The organism is Streptomyces sp. MK37H (genome assembly GCF_018035285.1).
GTDB lineage: Bacteria > Actinomycetota > Actinomycetes > Streptomycetales > Streptomycetaceae > Streptomyces > Streptomyces endocoffeicus.
The window spans coordinates 1-17,616 of the sequence record NZ_JAAAYH010000165.1; the positions used below are offsets into that span (position 1 = coordinate 1).

The following is a 17,616-nucleotide window of genomic DNA, read 5'->3' on the forward strand; positions in this document are numbered from 1 at the left end:
AGACCCCGCCCCTCGTACGGTCGATCTGCCCACGTACGCCTTCCAGCACCAGCGCTACTGGCTCGACGGCCTCAGCAGCCGGGGTGCCGACCCCACCGATCTCGGACTGGTCGCCGCGGGCCATCCGTTGCTGAGCGCCGCCGTGGAGATCGCCGATGGCCAGGGGCATCTGCTGACGGGACGCCTCTCGGCGCAGTCCCATGGCTGGCTCGCGGACCATGTGGTGGCGGGCGCGGCCCTGGTGCCCGGGACGGCCTTGGTCGAGTGGGCGCTGCGGGCCGCCGACGAGGTCGGCTGCGGTGGTGTGGAGGAGCTGGCGCTCCAGGTACCGCTCGCGCTGCCGCCCAGCGGCGGGGTGCGCCTGCAAGTGGTCGTCGGTGGGCCGGGCGCCGATGGCCGACGCGATGTGCGGATGTACTCGCGCCCCGACGACGGCGCCGACATGGCGGCGGCCGGGTGGGTGTGCCATGCGGAGGGCGTGCTGGGCCCACCTCCCGACGGCTCCACGCCAGTGGAGGAGTTGGGCGGGGCATGGCCACCGGTGGGTGCGAAGCCGATCGACCCCGTGGACTTCTACGAGCACATCGCCGCGTCGGGATACGCGTACGGTCCCGCCTTCCAGGGGCTGCGCGCCGTATGGCGGGACGGTGCGGACCTGCTGGCCGAAGTGGTGCTGCCCGAGGCCGCGGGGGAGCGGACGGGGTTCGGCATCCACCCGGCGCTGCTCGACGCCGCCCTGCATCCCGTTCTGCTGCCCGATGGGTCACCGAGCTACCCCGAGTCGGCCGATGGCCGGGTGTGGCTGCCGTTCACCTGGAACGGGGTGTCGCTGTGGGCGGCCGGGGCGAGCACGGTACGGGTGCGGATCTCTCCGTACGAGCCGAGCACGGAGCGGGAACGTACGCTGCGGGTGACCGTGGCGGACGCCCTCGGCGGCCCGGTGCTGAGCGCCGACGCGGTGGTGCTGCGGTCCGGCGACGCCGATCAGCTCCGTACGGCCCAACGGCCGGGCGTGGACGGGCTGTTCGTCATGGACTGGGCTCCCCTGCCGGTTCCCGCGCCGCCCAACGGCGACGGGCAGTCCGCGCATCACCCGGCCGATGACGCCGACTGGGTGATTCTGGGGCCCGAGGACCGGGCTCCGGCCGGGTCCGCCGCCGTATGCCATCCGGACCCGCGGGCGTTGATCAGCGCGCTCGACACGGGCGCCCCCGCCCCCGCCGTCGTCCTGGCATCCGACCCCGCCGAGGCGGTCCATGCCCGAGCCGGCGGGATGGCGGCCGACGGGCTGGCCTCGGCGGAACGGGTCCTGGAGCTGTTGCAGAGCTGGCTGGCCGAGCCGCGCTTGGCCGAGGCCCGGTTGGTGGTGATGACACGTGGCGCCGTCGCGACCGGCGACCCGAGTGGCGTTGACCCCGTGGTCGAGGGCGTGGATGTGGCGGGCGCCGCGGTCTGGGGTCTGGTGCGCAGCGCGCAGGCCGAGAACCCGGGTCGTTTCCTGTTGCTCGATCTCGACCCCCACGTCGAGGTGTCCGCCGACCTCGTGACCGACGCCGTGGCGCGCGCCATCGAGATGGACGAGTCACAGCTGGCCCTGCGCGCGGGGCGGGCGCTGATGCCCCGGCTGGTGCGCGCCGCGCCGAGCGCGGGCCTGGCGGCCCCCGTGGGGCAGTCCGCGTGGCGGCTCGGGCTCGACGGCGCCGGGACGGTGGACAGCGTACGGCCGGTGGCGTGCCCGGAGGTGCTGGAGCCTCTGCGGGAGGGCCAGGTGCGCGTCGACGTCCACGCGGCGGGCGTCAACTTCCGCGACGCGCTGATGGTGTTGGGGATGTACCCCGGGGACGCGGTGTTCGGTGGCAGCGAGGGCGCGGGTGTGGTGCGGGAGGTCGGCCCCGGCGTGACCGGTCTCGCCGTGGGCGATCGGGTGATGGGCCTGTTCGAGGGCGCGTTCGGCCCGCTGGCCGTGGCGGACGCCCGTACGGTCGTACCCATCCCCGAAGGCTGGACCTTCCGGCAGGCGGCCGCCGCTCCCGTCGTGTTCCTCACCGCCTGGTACGGGCTCGTGGAGCTGGGCGGGCTCCAGGCGGGCGAGCGCGTGCTGATCCATGCCGCGACCGGTGGTGTGGGGACGGCCGCCGTGCGGATCGCCCGGCATCTCGGCGCGGAGGTCTACGCTACGGCGAGCCCGGCGAAGCACGAGGTCCTGGGGGAGATGGGCATCGACCGGGCCCACCGGGCCTCGTCGCGCGATCTGGACTTCGAGGAGGTGTTCCGGGAGGCCACCGGTGGCCGGGGCGTCGATGTGGTGCTCAACAGCCTCGCCGGTGAGTTCGTGGACGCCTCGCTCCGCCTCCTGCACGAGGGCGGGCGGTTGCTGGAGATGGGCAAGACCGACATCCGCGCCCCGGAGCGGATCGCGGCCGAGCACCCCGGTGTCCGCTACCACGCGTACGACCTGATCGCCGACGCCGGTCCGGACCGTATTGGCCAAATGCTGCGCGAACTCGCCGAGTTGTTCGCATCCGGTGTGCTGGAGCCGCCTCCGGTACGGGCGTGGCCGCTCGGCAGGGCGCGTGAGGCATTGCGGTATCTCAGCCAGGCCAAGCACACCGGCAAGCTGGTCCTGGACGTCCCCGCCCCGGTGGACCCGGACGGCACCGTGCTCATCACCGGCGGCACCGGCACCATCGGCGCACGCGTCGCCGAGCACCTCGTCCGTACATGGAACATCCGCCACCTGGTGCTGGTGAGCCGCAGTGGCCCCGATGCCCCCGGGGCGAAGGAGCTGGTGGCCCAGCTCGCCGACCTGGGGGCCGACGTACGCATCGCCGCGTGCGACATCGGTGAGGCCGCCCAGGTGGCCGAGGCCCTCGCGGGCGTCGATCCGGCACACCCGCTGACCGGTGTCGTGCACGCGGCGGGGGCGCTGGACGACGCGATGCTTCCCTCTCAGGATCCGAAGCGGCTGGCGCGGGCCTGGGCGGCGAAGGCCGCGGCGGCGGCCCATCTGCACACCGCCACCGCGCATCTGCGGCTGGGCATGTTCGTCCTGTTCTCCTCCTTCGCCTCCGATCTCGGCACCCCCGGCCAGGCCAACTACGCCGCAGCCAACGCGTTTTGCGACGCCCTGGCCACCCGCCGCCAGGCGGCCGGGCTTCCCGGGCTGTCGGTGGCATGGGGACTCTGGGCGGCCACCAGCGGTCTCACCGCGCGGCTGGCCGACGCCGATCTGGCCCGGATCGGCCGTCTGGGCATCAAGGCCAACAGCACCGAGGAGGGGCTGGCGCTGCTGGACGCGGCCTGCCACCACGGCCATCCGCATCTGCTGGCGCTCCACCTGGACACCGGCTCCCTCGCCGCTCAGGTCCCGGGCACCGTTCCCACCCCCCTGCGGGCCCTCGCCACCGTCGGCAGCGGGCGGGCCCGGCCCACGGCGGCCGCCGGTGGGCAGACCACCGACTGGACGGGCCGGCTCAGGGGGCTGCCGTCCACCGAACAGCACCGGCTGCTGCTCAACCTGGTGCGCACCCAGGCGGCCACCGTGCTCGGCCATGCCGATCCGGGTGTGGTGCAGCCGGACGCGTCGTTCAAGGACCTCGGCTTCGACTCGCTCACCGCCGTGGAGCTGCGCAACCGACTGGCCGCGGCCACTGGGCTGCGGTTGCCCGCGGCCCTCGTCTTCGACCACCCGGAGGCGGCGGTGCTGGCCGAGCATCTGCGCCGGGAGCTCTCCCCGGATGGTGAGCCGGGTGCCCCGGGCCCCGGCGTAGCCCAGCCCCACCCCGTCCTCAATGAGCTGGTCAGGCTGGAGAACAGCCTGTCGGCCGTCGGAGTCGAGGACGTGGACTCCGGGGCGGTCACCGCCCGGCTGGAGACCTTGTTGTCCAAGTGGAAGGCGATGTGCTCGTCGGCGCAGGCGGACGACGGCAATGCCGTGGAGCGGTTGCAGGTGGCGACCGCCGATCAGGTTCTGGATTTCATCGACAACGAACTTGGCCTGTCATGAACAACGTGGCGCGCCCTTCGCTGAAGGCCGGGTGATCCTCCGTGACGCACGCTAATGAAGAGAAGCTGGTCGACTATCTGAGGCGAGTGGCAGGCGATCTGCACGAAACGCGTCAGCGGCTGCGCGAGCTGGAGGACCGCTCCCAGGAGCCGGTGGCCGTGGTCGGCATGGCCTGCCGTTACCCCGGCGGGGCCGACTCGCCCGAGGCGCTGTGGCAGCTCCTGGCCTCCGGCGCGCATGCGATGGGGGGGTTCCCCGACGACCGTGGCTGGGACCTGGAGGGGCTGTTCCACCCGGACCCGGACCACCCCGGGACCAGCCATGCCCGCGAGGGCGGTTTCCTCTACGAAGCCGACCGCTTCGACCCCGAGTTCTTCGGGATCAGTCCGCGCGAGGCGCTGGCCATCGACCCGCAGCAGCGGCTGCTGCTGGAGGTGTCCTGGGAGCTCCTCGAACGCGCCGGAATCGACCCGGTCTCGCTGAAGGGCACCTCGACGGGTGTGTACGCCGGGACGGCGCTGCCCGGCTTCGGCACCCCGCACATCGAGAAGAGCGCCGAGGGCTATCTGGTGACGGGCAACGCGCCCAGTGTGCTCTCCGGCCGGGTGGCGTACACCCTCGGCCTGGAGGGGCCGGCCGTCACGGTGGACACGGCGTGCTCGTCCTCGCTGGTCTCGATGCACCTGGCCTGTCAGGCGCTGCGGCAGGGCGAGTGCACTTTGGCCCTGGCGGGCGGGGTGACGGTGATGGCCATCCCGAACGTCTTCACCGAGTTCTCCCGGCAGCGTGGGCTGGCTCCCGACGGCCGGTGCAAGGCGTTCTCCGCCGACGCGGACGGCACCGCCTTCTCCGAGGGCGTGGGCCTGGTGCTGCTGGAGCGGCTGTCCGACGCCCGGCGCCACGGCCATCGGGTGCTGGCGGTGATCCGGGGCTCGGCCATCAACCAGGACGGCGCCTCCAACGGCCTGACCGCGCCCAACGGACCCTCCCAACAGCGGGTCATTCTCCAGGCGTTGGCGAACGCACGGCTGTCCCCGGCCGAGGTGGACGTGGTGGAGGCCCATGGCACCGGAACCCGCCTCGGCGATCCCATCGAGGCCCATGCGCTGCTCGCCACCTACGGACGGGACCGGACCGAGGACCGGCCGCTGTGGCTGGGGTCGGTCAAGTCCAACATCGGACACACCCAGGGTGCGGCGGGCGTGGCCGGTGTCATCAAGATGATCATGGCGATGCGGCATGAGACGCTGCCCGCCACCTTGAACGTCAACGAACCCACGCCCCACGTGGCATGGGACACCGGCGCCGTACGCCTGCTCACCGAAGCCGTCGGGTGGCCGCGTGGCGAGCGGCCCCGCCGGGCTGCGGTGTCCTCCTTTGGCATCTCCGGGACCAACGCCCATCTGCTGCTCGAACAGCCCCCCGCCGACGAGCCCTTCACATCGGACGGGACACCCGAGCCGACCGCCGCGGACGCGGCGACGCTGGACCGCCGCGTGGTGCCCTGGGCGGTGTCCGCCCGTACCGGCCAGGCGTTACGGGACCAGGCCGAGGCACTCGCCGCCCACCTCACCGCCCACCCCGCGTTGCCCGTGGCCGATGTGGGCTGGTCGCTGGCCCGGACCCGCTCGGCCTTCGAACACCGGGCCGTGGCCATCGGCGAGGACCGCGACGAACTGCTGGCCGCCGTGCGGGCCCTCGCCGACGACCAGAGCCACCCCGGGCTGATCCGGGCCACGGCGGCGACCCGCTCCGGCGGCACCGCCTTCATGTTCACCGGGCAGGGCAGCCAGCGGCCCGGTATGGGCCGTGAGCTGTACCGGACCTTCGAGGTGTTCGCCGCCACCCTGGACGAGGTCTGCGCCCATCTCGATCCGCTGCCCGGCCGGCCGCTCCGCGAGATCCTCTTCGCGGCGGAGGACACCGGCCAGGCGCGGGCACTGCACGGCACCGGTGTGACCCAGGCGGCCCTCTTCGCCCTGGAGACCGCGCTCTTCCGGCTCGTCGAGTCGTTCGGCCTCACCCCCTCGTTCCTGACCGGACACTCCGTCGGCGAACTGGTGGCGGCGCATGTGGCGGGCGTGCTGTCCCTGCCGGACGCCTGCGAACTGGTGGCCGCCCGCGGCCGGTTGATGCAGGCGCTGCCGTCCGGCGGTGCGATGGCCGCCGTCGAAGCCACCGAGGAGCAGGTCCTCCCCCTGCTCGCGGGCCGTGAGGACCGCGTGGCGCTCGCCGCGGTCAACGGTCCCACCTCGGTGGTCGTGTCCGGAGCCGCCGAAACCGTCGACGAGATCGCCCGCACCCTGAAGGAACGGGGACACCGCACCAAGCGGCTCCGGGTCAGCCACGCCTTCCACTCGCCCCTCCTGGCCCCCATGCTCGACGACTTCCGCGAAGTGGCGCGGCGGCTCACCTACCACGCCCCGCACATCCCGGTGATCTCCAACGTCACCGGCCGGCAGGCCGACCCCGAGCAGCTCCGCGACCCCGAGTACTGGGTACGCCACGTCAGCGAACCCGTACGGTTCCACGACGGTCTGCGCACCCTGCACGGCGAAGGCGTGACGCGCTACCTCGAACTCGGCCCGGACGCCGTCCTCACCACCATGGCCCAGGACGCCCTGGCCGCCGACACCTCCGACACCCCAGACCCCGCGCCCGTGTTCGCCACCGCCCTGCGCCCGGGCCGCGACGAGCCCCGTACGCTGCTGACCGCGCTCGCCCTGACGCACATCGACGGCGGCACGGTCGACTTCGCCGCCGCCCTCCCCGAGGACGCGGGCCGTGTCGACCTGCCCACCTACCGGTTCCAGCGGCAGCGGTACTGGCGGCCCGTCCCGAACGCCACCGCCGACGTACGCGCCGTCGGACTCGGCGCCACCGGGCATCCCCTGCTCCAGGCCGCCGTGGAAACGCCCGACGGCGGGCTGTTGCTCACCGGACGGCTGTCCGCGCACACCCACGCCTGGCTCGCCGACCACACCATCGCGGACAGCGTCCCCCTGCCCGGTACGGCCCTGCTGGAGCTGGCCCTCCTCGCTGCCGCACACACCGGCTGCGAGCTGATCGACGACCTCACCCTGGAGACCCCGCTGATCCTGCCCGCCTCCGGCGCGGTACGGGTCCAGCTCGCCGTGGCCGCGCCCGACGAGACCGGACGACGGACCGTCACCGTCGCGTCGCGCCCCGCCGACGAGGGCGGCGACATCCTGGACGCCCCGGCCGCCTGGCGCCACCACGCCACCGGCCTACTGTCCGACGCGGCCACGCCACCATCCGACGACGAGTCGTCGGCCACGGCCTGGCCACCGGCCGGGGCCGTCCCGGTCGATGTGGCGGACCTGTACGAGCGCCTGGCCGCGCAGGGGTACGCCTACGGGTCCGCTTTCCGGGGTCTGCACACCGCATGGCGGCTCGGCGAGGAGATGTTCGCCGAGGTGCGTCTGGCCCCAGAACAGCGCGGCGAGGCCGACGGCTACGGGCTGCACCCCGCCCTGCTCGACAGCGCCCTGCACCCGGTGGAGGAGCTCTTCGGCGGCTCCGGCGGCTGCGGTCGCTTCAGCGGCGACCACGCGCCGGACGGCGCCGAGGGGACCGTCCGGCTCCCGTTCTCCTTCGGCGGGGTGCGGCTCTTCGCCACCGGCGCCACCCGGCTGCGCGTGCGCATCACCCCCACCGCCCCGGACACCATCACCCTGAGGCTGACCGACGACCACGGCGCGCCCGTGGCCACCATCGACGCCCTCGGGCTGCGGGAGGTCTCCACCGACCGCTGGCGCTCGGCCCGCGCCGCCACGGCCGACGCCCCGCTGTACCGCCTGGACTGGCAGCCGTATCCGATCTCCACCGACACCGGCACCGACGCCGCCCCGCCCTCGGCGAGTTGGGCGCTCGTCGGATCCCAGGACCTGGACCCGGCCCTCCCGGCCCATCCGGACCTGGCCGCTCTGCGGGCCACTCTCGACGGCGGACAGCCCGCCCCCGACATCGTCATCCTCGAATGCCCCGGCGCACTCTCCACGCGCCCCGACGAAACACCCGCCCGCGTACGCGCGGCGGTCCATCACGTCCTCGCCGCGCTGCGCACCTGGCTGACGGACGAGCGGTTCAGCGGGGCCCGGCTGGTCATCGCCACCCGTGGCGCGGTCGCCACCGGCCCCGGGGACGGGCCCGCCGACCTGGCCACCGCGCCCGTATGGGGCCTGGTCCGCGCCGCCCAGGCCGAACACCCCGAGCGCATCCTGCTGCTCGACCTGGACGACGACCCCGCGTCGCGCGATGCCCTGCGCACCGTCCTTCCGGCCGCCGTCGCCGGTGCCGAATCCGAGGTGGCGGTGCGGGCGGGAACGGCCCAGGTGCCCCGTCTGGTCACCGTCCGCCCTGACCAGGACACCCCGCCCCGCGCCCTCGACCCGGACGGCACCGCACTGATCACCGGTGGCACCGGAGCGCTGGGCCGGCTGGTGGCCCGCCATCTGGTCACCGCACACGGCGCCCGCCATCTGCTGCTGGTCAGCCGGCGCGGTGGCATCACGGAGGACATCGACGCGTTCGCGGACGAACTGACCGCGCTGGGCGCGGCGGACGTACGCGTCACCGCGTGTGACGCCGCCGACCCCGAAGCGCTGGCCGACCTGCTCGCCACCGTGCCCGAAGCCCATCCGCTGACAGCCGTCATCCACGCCGCGGGGGTGCTCGACGACGGTGTGGTCACCGCCATGACGCCCGAACAACTCGACACCGTCCTCGCCCCGAAGCTGGATGCCGCATGGCATCTGCACCGGCTGACCCGGGACATGGATCCGGCCGCGTTCGTGATGTTCTCCTCCGCCGCCTCCATCATGGGCAACGGCGGCCAGGCCAACTACGCCGCGGCCAACATGTTCCTCAACGCTCTCGCCGAACACCGCCGCGCCGAGGGGCGGACGGCCCACACGCTGGCCTGGGGGCTGCTGGCGTCCGCCGGTGGCATGACCGGCCACTTGGACGACGCGGACCTCGCCCGGATGGCCCGCTCCGGTATCGCCGCCGTCTCCAATGAGCAGGCGCTGGCGCTGCTCGACGTGGCGCTCACCACCGACCACCCCACGCTCGTCCCCGCGCGCTTCGACCTCGCGGCGCTGCGCACCCGGGCCGCCGCCGGGCCACTTCCGCCCGTGCTGCGGCGGCTGGTGCACGTCCCCACGCGGGCCGCCCGGAACACCGGGTCGGGTTCCTTGTCCGGGCGGCTCGCCGGGCTGTCCAGCGAGGAGCAGGACCGGCTCATCGGAGAGCTGGTGCGCGACCAGGTGGCCACCGTGCTCGCCCATCCCGCACCGGAGGCCATCGACCTCGGCAGGGCCTTCCAGGACCTCGGCTTCGACTCGCTCACGGCGCTTGACCTGCGCAACCGGCTCAACGCGGCCACCGGCACCCGGATCTCGGCCACCGTCATCTTCGACTATCCGACCCCCGACGCCCTGGTGCGCTTCCTGCGGGAGCGGCTGGTCGGCGCACCGGCGGGGACACCGCTCCCGACGACGGCAGCCGTCGTGGCCACCGATGACGACCCGATCGCCATCGTCGGCATGGCCTGCCACTATCCGGGCGGCGTCGGCTCCCCCGAGGAGCTGTGGCGGCTGGTGGCCGAGGGCGTGGACGCGATCGGGGAGTTCCCCGGGGACCGCGGCTGGGACCTCGGGGGCCTCTTCGACCCCGACCCGGACCACACCGGCACCAGCTACGCCCGGGAGGGCGGATTCCTCTACGAGGCGCCGCGGTTCGACGCCGAGTTCTTCGGGATCTCACCCCGCGAGGCGCTGGCCACCGACCCCCAGCAGCGGCTGCTGCTGGAGACGGCGTGGCAGGCGTTCGAGAGCGCGGGCATCGACCCGGTGAGCCTGCGGGGCAGCCGCAGCGCGGTGATCACCGGGGTCATGTACGACGACTATGGCAGCCGCTTCCTGGGCCGCACCCCGGAGGGTGTCGAGGGCCGGCTGATGACCGGCAGTACACCGAGCATCGCCTCCGGCCGGGTGGCGTTCACCTTCGGTCTGGAGGGACCAGCGGTGACGGTGGACACGGCGTGTTCGTCGTCGCTGGTGGCCATGCATCTGGCGGCACAGGCCCTGCGGCAGGGGGAGTGCACCCTGGCCCTGGCCGGTGGCGTCACGGTGATGGCCACACCGAACACCTTCGTGGAGTTCTCGCGGCAGCGCGGACTGGCCCCGGACGGCCGCTGCAAGCCGTTCGCCGCGGCGGCCGACGGCACCGGCTGGGGCGAGGGCATCGGGCTGCTCGTCCTGGAGCGGCTGTCGGACGCGCGCCGCAACGGCCGTGAGGTGCTGGCGGTGATCCGTGGTTCGGCGGTCAACCAGGACGGCGCGTCCAACGGCCTGACCGCGCCGAACGGGCCGTCGCAGCAGCGAGTGATCCGCCAGGCCCTGGCCACCGCACGGCTCTCCCCGGCGGACGTCGACGTGGTCGAGGCCCACGGAACGGGCACCACACTCGGCGACCCCATCGAGGCGCAGGCGCTGTTGGCCACGTACGGGCAGGAGCGGCCGGAGGGCCGTCCGCTCTGGCTCGGCTCCATCAAGTCCAACATCGGTCATACCCAGGCCGCCGCGGGCGTGGCGGGTGTGATCAAGATGGTGATGGCGATGCGTCATGGCCTGCTGCCCGCCTCGCTGCACATCGACGAGCCCAGCCCGCATGTGGAATGGGACGACGACGGAGTGCGGCTGCTGACCGAGGCGGTCGAGTGGCCGACGGACGAGCGTCCGCGCCGGGCCGCTGTGTCATCCTTCGGCATCAGCGGCACCAACGCCCATGTGATCCTGGAACAGGCCCCCGGCCAACGTACGGAGTCCGAGCCCGAGTTCGATGGCCCCCGGGTGGTGCCCTGGGTGCTCTCCGCGCGGGGCGCGGGCGCGCTGCGGGACCAGGCGCGGGCGCTGGCCGCGCGGCTGACCACCGGTTCCATGGCCTCGCCCGTCGAGGTGGGTTGGTCCCTCATCCGCTCCCGCACCCTGTTCGACCACCGCGCCGTGGTGGTCGGCGAGAGCCGCGCCGAACTGACGTCGGCCATCGAGGCGCTGGCGGCCGACGAGACACACCCGGGCGTCGTGCACACCGGCACGGCCGCCACCACGGGCGGCGCGGGCCCGGTGCTGGTCTTCCCCGGGCAGGGCTCGCAGTGGATCGGGATGGGCGCCGGACTGCTGGACGCCTCACCGGTGTTCGCCGCCCGCGTGGCGCAGTGCGAACGAGCGCTCGCGCCCCACGTCGACTGGTCGCTCACCGATGTGCTGCGCGGTGTGGACGGCGCGGGCGATCTGAGCCGGGTGGATGTGGTGCAGCCGGTGCTCTGGGCGGTGATGGTGTCCCTGGCCGCCGTATGGGCGGGCCACGGGGTGCGGCCCGCCGCCGTCGTGGGCCACAGCCAGGGCGAGATCGCCGCCGCCTGCGTGGCCGGGGCGCTGACCTTGGAGGACGGCGCCCGGATCGTGGCCCTGCGCAGCCGGGCGCTGCGCCAACTGGCCGGTGGCGGGGCCATGGCCTCCCTCGGTGTGGGCCAGGAGCAGGCCACGGATCTGCTGTCCGGGCTCGGCGACCGTGCCACCGCAGTCGTCGTGGCCGCCGTGAACGGCCCCGCCTCCACGGTGGTGTCCGGCCCGCCGGAGCAGGTGGCCGCGGCCGTGGCGGCCTGCCGTAACACCGGGGAACGCGCCCGGATGATCGAGGTGGACTACGCCTCGCACAGCCCCCAGGTCGATGAGATCGCCGACGAACTCACCAATCTGCTCAGGGGAGTTGAGCCGGTCGCGGCGCCCGCGTCCGGGGTGGTGTTCTACTCCACCGTGACCGGTGGCCGGGCCGACGGCTCCGTCCTGGACACGGGCTACTGGGTGCGGAACCTGCGGGAGCGGGTGCGGTTCGCCGAGGCGATCCAGGCGCTGCTGGCCGATGGCCACCGGGTCTTCATCGAGGCCAGCACCCACCCCGTCCTCACGGTGGGCATGCAGGAGAGCTTCGAGGAGGCGGGCGTCCCCGCCGCCACCGTCCCCACCCTGCGCCGGGACCACGGCGACCTCGCCCAGCTGGTGCGATCGCTGGCCCAGGCGTTCACCGCGGGGGCCGACGTCGACTGGACCGCCCTGTTCCCCACCGACCCCGCGCCCCGCACCGTGCCGCTGCCCACCTACGCCTTCCAGCGCGAGCGCTACTGGCTCGAGGGCACCGCGGGCCGGGGTGGCGACCCCACCGACCTCGGTCTGGTCTCCGCGGACCACCCGTTGCTCGGCGCGGCCGTGGAGCTCGCCGACGGCAGCACCCATCTGCTCACCGGACGGCTGACGGCCGGTGGCGGCGAGGGCTGGCTCGGCGAACATGTGGTGGCGGGCGTCCGGCTGGTCCCGGGCGCGGCGCAGGTCGAATGGGCGCTGCGGGCCGCCGATGAGGCGGGCTGCGGCACGGTGGAGGAACTCGCCCTGCAGGTCCCGCTCGTCCTCCCCGGCACCGGCGGGTTGCGCGTCCAGGTGGTGGTGGGCGAGGCCGCCGGCGACGGACGCCGCGACGTACGGGTCTACTCGCGGCCCGACCGCGATGCCGAAACCACCGCGGACCCGGTCTGGGTGTGCCATGCGGTCGGCGTGCTCGGCCCGCATGGCGAACCGGCACCCCAGCCCTCCGAGGCCTGGCCCCCGCCGAGCGCGGAGCCGGTGGACATCGACGGCTTCTACGAGCGTGCCGAGGCGGCCGGGTACGGATACGGGCCCGCGTTCCAGGGCGTCCGCAAGCTGTGGCGCGACGGCGCGGATGTGCTGGCCGAGGTGGCGCTGCCCGAAGCCGCGGGCGACCAGGCCGGATTCGGCATCCACCCGGCACTGCTGGACGCCGCGCTGCACCCGGCGTCCCTCCTCGACCGGCGCGACCGGCCCGACCGTCCCGAGGAACGGCACGACGACGGTCAGGTGTGGCTGCCGTTCGCCTGGAACGGGGTGTCGCTGTGGGCCGCCGGAGCGACCACCGTACGCGTCCGGCTGTCCCCGCGTGAGCAGGGCGCGGACGGCGAACGGGCGCTGCGGATCGCCGTGGCCGACGCCGTGGGCGACCCGGTCCTGACAGTCGACTCGCTCGTACTGCGCCCTGCCCGTACGGATCAGCTGCGGACCGCCGGACCAGGCGCCGTGGACGGGCTGTTCACCCTGGACTGGATCCCGCTCTCCGAGCCGGCGCCCGGTGCGGAGACAGGGCTGCCCCAGCCGGTGGCCGGGGACGGCGGCTGGGTGGCGCTGGGCTCCGAGGGCTTGGACTGGGCCCCCTCGGGCGTGGCCCGCCATCCCGGCCTGGAGTCGCTGGTGGCGGCGATCGACGCCGGGACACCCGTGCCCTCGGTGGCGCTGACCGCCGTACCGGCCTCGACCACGGCCCTGGACATCGGAGCCGCGGAGGCCGATGCCCTGGCGGCCGTACGGCGGACCCTGGACCTGCTGCGGGGCTGGCTGTCCGAACCCCGGCTGGCCGAGAGCCGCCTGGTGGTGGTGACACACGGCGCGGTCGCGGCTGACGGCCAGGTGGCGGAGGACCCCGGCTCCGGGGCCGTGGACACGGCCGGCGCCGCCGTGTGGGGGCTGCTGCGCAGCGCACAGGCGGAGAACCCGGAGCGGTTCATCCTGCTCGACCGCGACCCGCATGGCGCGCCCGACCCCGACGAGATCGGCGCGGCGGTGCTGGACGGTGTGCTGAGGGCCGTCGCCCTGGACGAACCGCAGGTGGCGGTGGGCTCCGGCCGGGTGTGGGCACCCCGTCTGATGCGCGCGGGCGGCCCCGGCAGCGGCGGTCTGGTGGGCCCGGTGGCACAGCCCGCGTGGCGGCTCGCCGTGGAGGGCGCGTCCACCGTGGACAATGTGACGCCCGTGCCGTGCCCCGAGGTGCTGGAGCCACTGGGTCCGGGAGAGGTCCGGATCGCCGTGCACGCCGCGGGCATGAACTTCCGCGATGCGCTCATCGTCGTCGGCATGTACCCCGGAGGCGGGGTGTTCCGTGGCAGCGAGGGCGCCGGGGTGGTCGTGGACATCGGCCCGGAGGTGACCGGGCTCGCGGTGGGCGACCGGGTCATGGGCCTGTTCGAGGGCGCGTTCGGCCCGTGGGCGGTGGCGGACGCGCGCATGGTCGTGCCGATCCCCGACGGCTGGAGCTTCCGGCAGGCGGCCGCCGTACCGGTGGTGTTCCTCACCGCCTGGTACGGGCTGGTGGACCTGGCCGGGCTGCGGAACGGCGAAACGGTGCTGATCCACGCCGCCACCGGCGGCGTCGGCACGGCGGCGGTGCAGATCGCCCGCCACCTGGGCGCCGAGGTCTACGCGACGGCGAGCCCCGGTAAGCACGGGGTGCTGGAGGAGATGGGCATCGATGTGGCGCATCGTGCCTCGTCGCGCGATCTGGACTTCGAGGAGGTGTTCCGCGAGGCCACCGGTGGACGTGGCGTCGATGTGGTGCTCAACAGCCTCGCCGGGCCGTTCGTCGACGCCTCCCTGCGGCTGCTGGCCGACGGCGGACGGCTCTCCGAGATGGGCAAGACCGACATCCGCGACCCGGAACACCTCGCGGCTGCGTATCCGGGCGTCCGCTATCGCGCCTTCGACCTGGTCCCGGACGCCGGGCCGGACCGCATCGGGGAGATGCTGCACGAGTTGAGCGAGCTGTTCGCCGCCGGAGTGCTGCGGCCCGCACCCGTACGGCCCTGGCCGCTCAGCCGGGCGCGGGACGCGCTGCGGCAGCTGAGCCAGGCCAAGCACACCGGCAAGCTGGTGCTCGACGTACCCGCGGCGGTCGACCCGGACGGCACGGTCCTCATCACCGGTGGCACCGGCACCCTGGGCGCCTACATCGCCGAACACCTCGTCCGCGCCTGGGGGATCGGCCATCTGTTGCTGGTGAGCAGGCGAGGGCCGGACGCTCCGGGCGCCCGCGACCTGGCCGCCCGGCTGGAGGAGCTGGGCGCTCGGGTGCGCGTCGCGGCGGTGGATGTCACCGACGCCTCGGCGGTGGTGGAGCTGGTGGCGGGGATCGGCCCCGAGCATCCGCTGACCGGTGTCATCCACGCCACCGGTGTGCTGGACGACGCGGTGGTCACCTCACAGACCCCCGAACGGCTGGCGCGGGTCTGGACGGCCAAGGCCACGGCCGCGGCCCATCTGCACACGGCCACGGCGCATCTGCGGCTCGGCATGTTCGTCCTCTTCTCCTCCGCCGCGGGCACACTCGGCAGCCCGGGACAGGCCAACTACGCCGCCGCCAACGCCTTTTGTGATGCGCTCGCCGCCCACCGCCGGGCCGTCGGGCTGCCGGGTGTCTCGATCGCCTGGGGCCTGTGGGCCGACGCCAGCGGCATGACCGGACATCTGGCCGAGGCTGATCTGGCCCGGATGTCCCGTACCGGCGTGGCCGCCCTGAGCACCCGGCACGGTCTGGCCCTGCTCGACGCCGCCGTCCAGCACGGCGGTGCCCATCTGGTCGCCGCCCAGGTGGACCCCCGCACTCTCGCCGGACTGCCCGCCGACAGCCTGCCCGCCACGCTGCGCGCCCTGGCCGCCACGGGCGGCGGTGGCGGAGCCGGTCGGCGCACCGCGGCGGCGGCCGGGGAGGAGCGGCAGGTCGACTGGGGCGCCCGCCTCGCGGGCCTGTCCACGGCCGAACGACACCGACTCGTGCTCAACCTGGTCCGTGGCCACGCCGCCACGGTGCTCGGACACGCCGATGTGGACGCCGTGCAGGCCGAGGCCAGCTTCAAGGAGCTGGGCTTCGACTCCCTGACCGCCGTCGAACTGCGCAACCGACTCGCCGCCGCCACCGGTCTGCGCCTGCCCGCCGGGATGGTCTTCGACTACCCGGAAGCGGCCGTACTCGCCGACTACCTGCTGGAACGGCTGGCCCCCGGCGACGGGGCCACGCCGGGGCGGGACGCCGTCGACCCGGTCCTGGGCGAGCTGGCCAGGCTGGACACCACCCTGGCCGCCCTCGACACGGACGACGAGGGCAGGCAGCGAATCGCCAAACGGCTGGGCGCCCTGCTGGCGAAGTGGAACGGCGGCGGTCCCGGCGACCAGGTCGGCGCGACCGGCTTCGACGCCCTCGAAGCCGCCTCGGACGACGAGATGTTCGAGCTCATTGACCGTGAACTGCCCTGATGGAGGCGCGGAACTGATGTCGGGTACCGAAGAGAAGCTCCGCCAGTACCTCAAGAAGGTCACGGCCGATCTGGGGCAGACACGTCGGCGACTTCGCGAGATGGAGGAGCGTTCCCAGGAGCCGGTGGCCATCGTCAGCATGGCCTGCCGGTTTCCCGGCGGCATCACCTCGCCCGAGGACCTGTGGCAGCTGGTCGCCTCGCGCGGGGACGCGATCGGGGAGTTCCCCACCGACCGCGGCTGGGACCTGAACGGGCTGTTCCACCCGGACCCCGACCACTCCGGCACCAGCTACGTCCGCCACGGCGGATTCCTGGACCGGGCCGACGGCTTCGACGCCACCTTCTTCGGCATCAGCCCGCGCGAGGCCCTGGCGGCCGAACCCCAGCAGCGCCAACTGCTGGAAGTCTCCTGGGAATTGCTCGAACGCGCCGGAATCGACCCCACCTCGCTGAAAGGCACCCCCACCGGGGTCTACGCGGGCGCCGGAATTCTCGGCTTCGGCACCCCACAGATCGAAAAGAGCGCGGAAGGATATCTGCTCACCGGAAACACCCTGAGCGTCGTCTCCGGCCGGGTGGCCTTCACCCTCGGCCTGGAGGGGCCCGCGGTAACGGTGGACACGGCGTGTTCGTCGTCGTTGGTGGCGATGCATCTCGCCTGCCAGGCGCTGCGGCAGGGCGAATGCACCCTGGCCCTGGCCGGTGGCGTGACCGTGATGACCACCCCGAACACCTTCGTCGAGTTCTCCCGCCAGCGAGGTCTCGCCCCCGACGGCCGCTGCAAGCCCTTCGCGGCCGCCGCGGACGGCACGGGCTTCTCGGAGGGCGTGGGACTCCTGCTGCTGGAGCGGCTGTCCGACGCCCAGCGCAACGGCCACCAGGTGCTGGCGGTGCTCCGGGGCTCGGCCATCAACCAGGACGGCGCGTCGAATGGGCTGACCGCGCCGAACGGTCCTTCGCAGCAGCGGGTGATCCGCCAGGCGCTGATCAACGCGCAGTTGTCCTCCGCCGAGGTGGACGCGGTGGAGGCCCATGGCACGGGCACCACGCTGGGTGACCCCATCGAGGCCGAGGCGCTGCTCGCCGCGTACGGCCAGGACCGGCCGGAGGACCGGCCGCTGTGGCTCGGCTCGCTGAAGTCCAACATCGGCCATACGCAGGGTGCGGCGGGTGTGGCCGGTGTCATCAAGATGGTGATGGCCCTCCGCCATCAACTGCTGCCCGCCACACTGCACGTCGACGAGCCGACCCCGCACGCGGACTGGTCCGGCGGGACGGTGCGGCTGCTCACGGACCCGGTTGAGTGGCCGAGGAACGAGCGGCCACGCCGGGCCGGGGTGTCCGCGTTCGGGATCAGCGGCACCAATGCGCATGTGATCGTGGAGCAGGCTCCTGAGGAGGATGCGCCGGCGGTGTCCTCTGAGGTGGGTGGGGT

Annotated in this window: 3 protein-coding genes; all 3 read left to right on the plus strand. The window is 73.7% G+C overall.

All coding sequences use genetic code 11. The features are described 5' to 3' along the window. On the plus strand, positions 1-4,006 hold a 4,006-nt coding region (locus GWI24_RS22765), incomplete at its 5' end, for an SDR family NAD(P)-dependent oxidoreductase (RefSeq protein WP_210947771.1). 41 nt (positions 4,007-4,047) lie between these two features. Then, complete coding sequence (locus tag GWI24_RS22770; protein ID WP_210947772.1) at positions 4,048-16,179, plus strand: type I polyketide synthase; 12,132 nt, start codon at positions 4,048-4,050, stop codon at positions 16,177-16,179. 16 nt (positions 16,180-16,195) lie between these two features. Next, a partial coding sequence (locus GWI24_RS22775; RefSeq protein ID WP_210947773.1) for a beta-ketoacyl synthase N-terminal-like domain-containing protein occupies positions 16,196-17,616 on the plus strand: 1,421 nt, incomplete at its 3' end.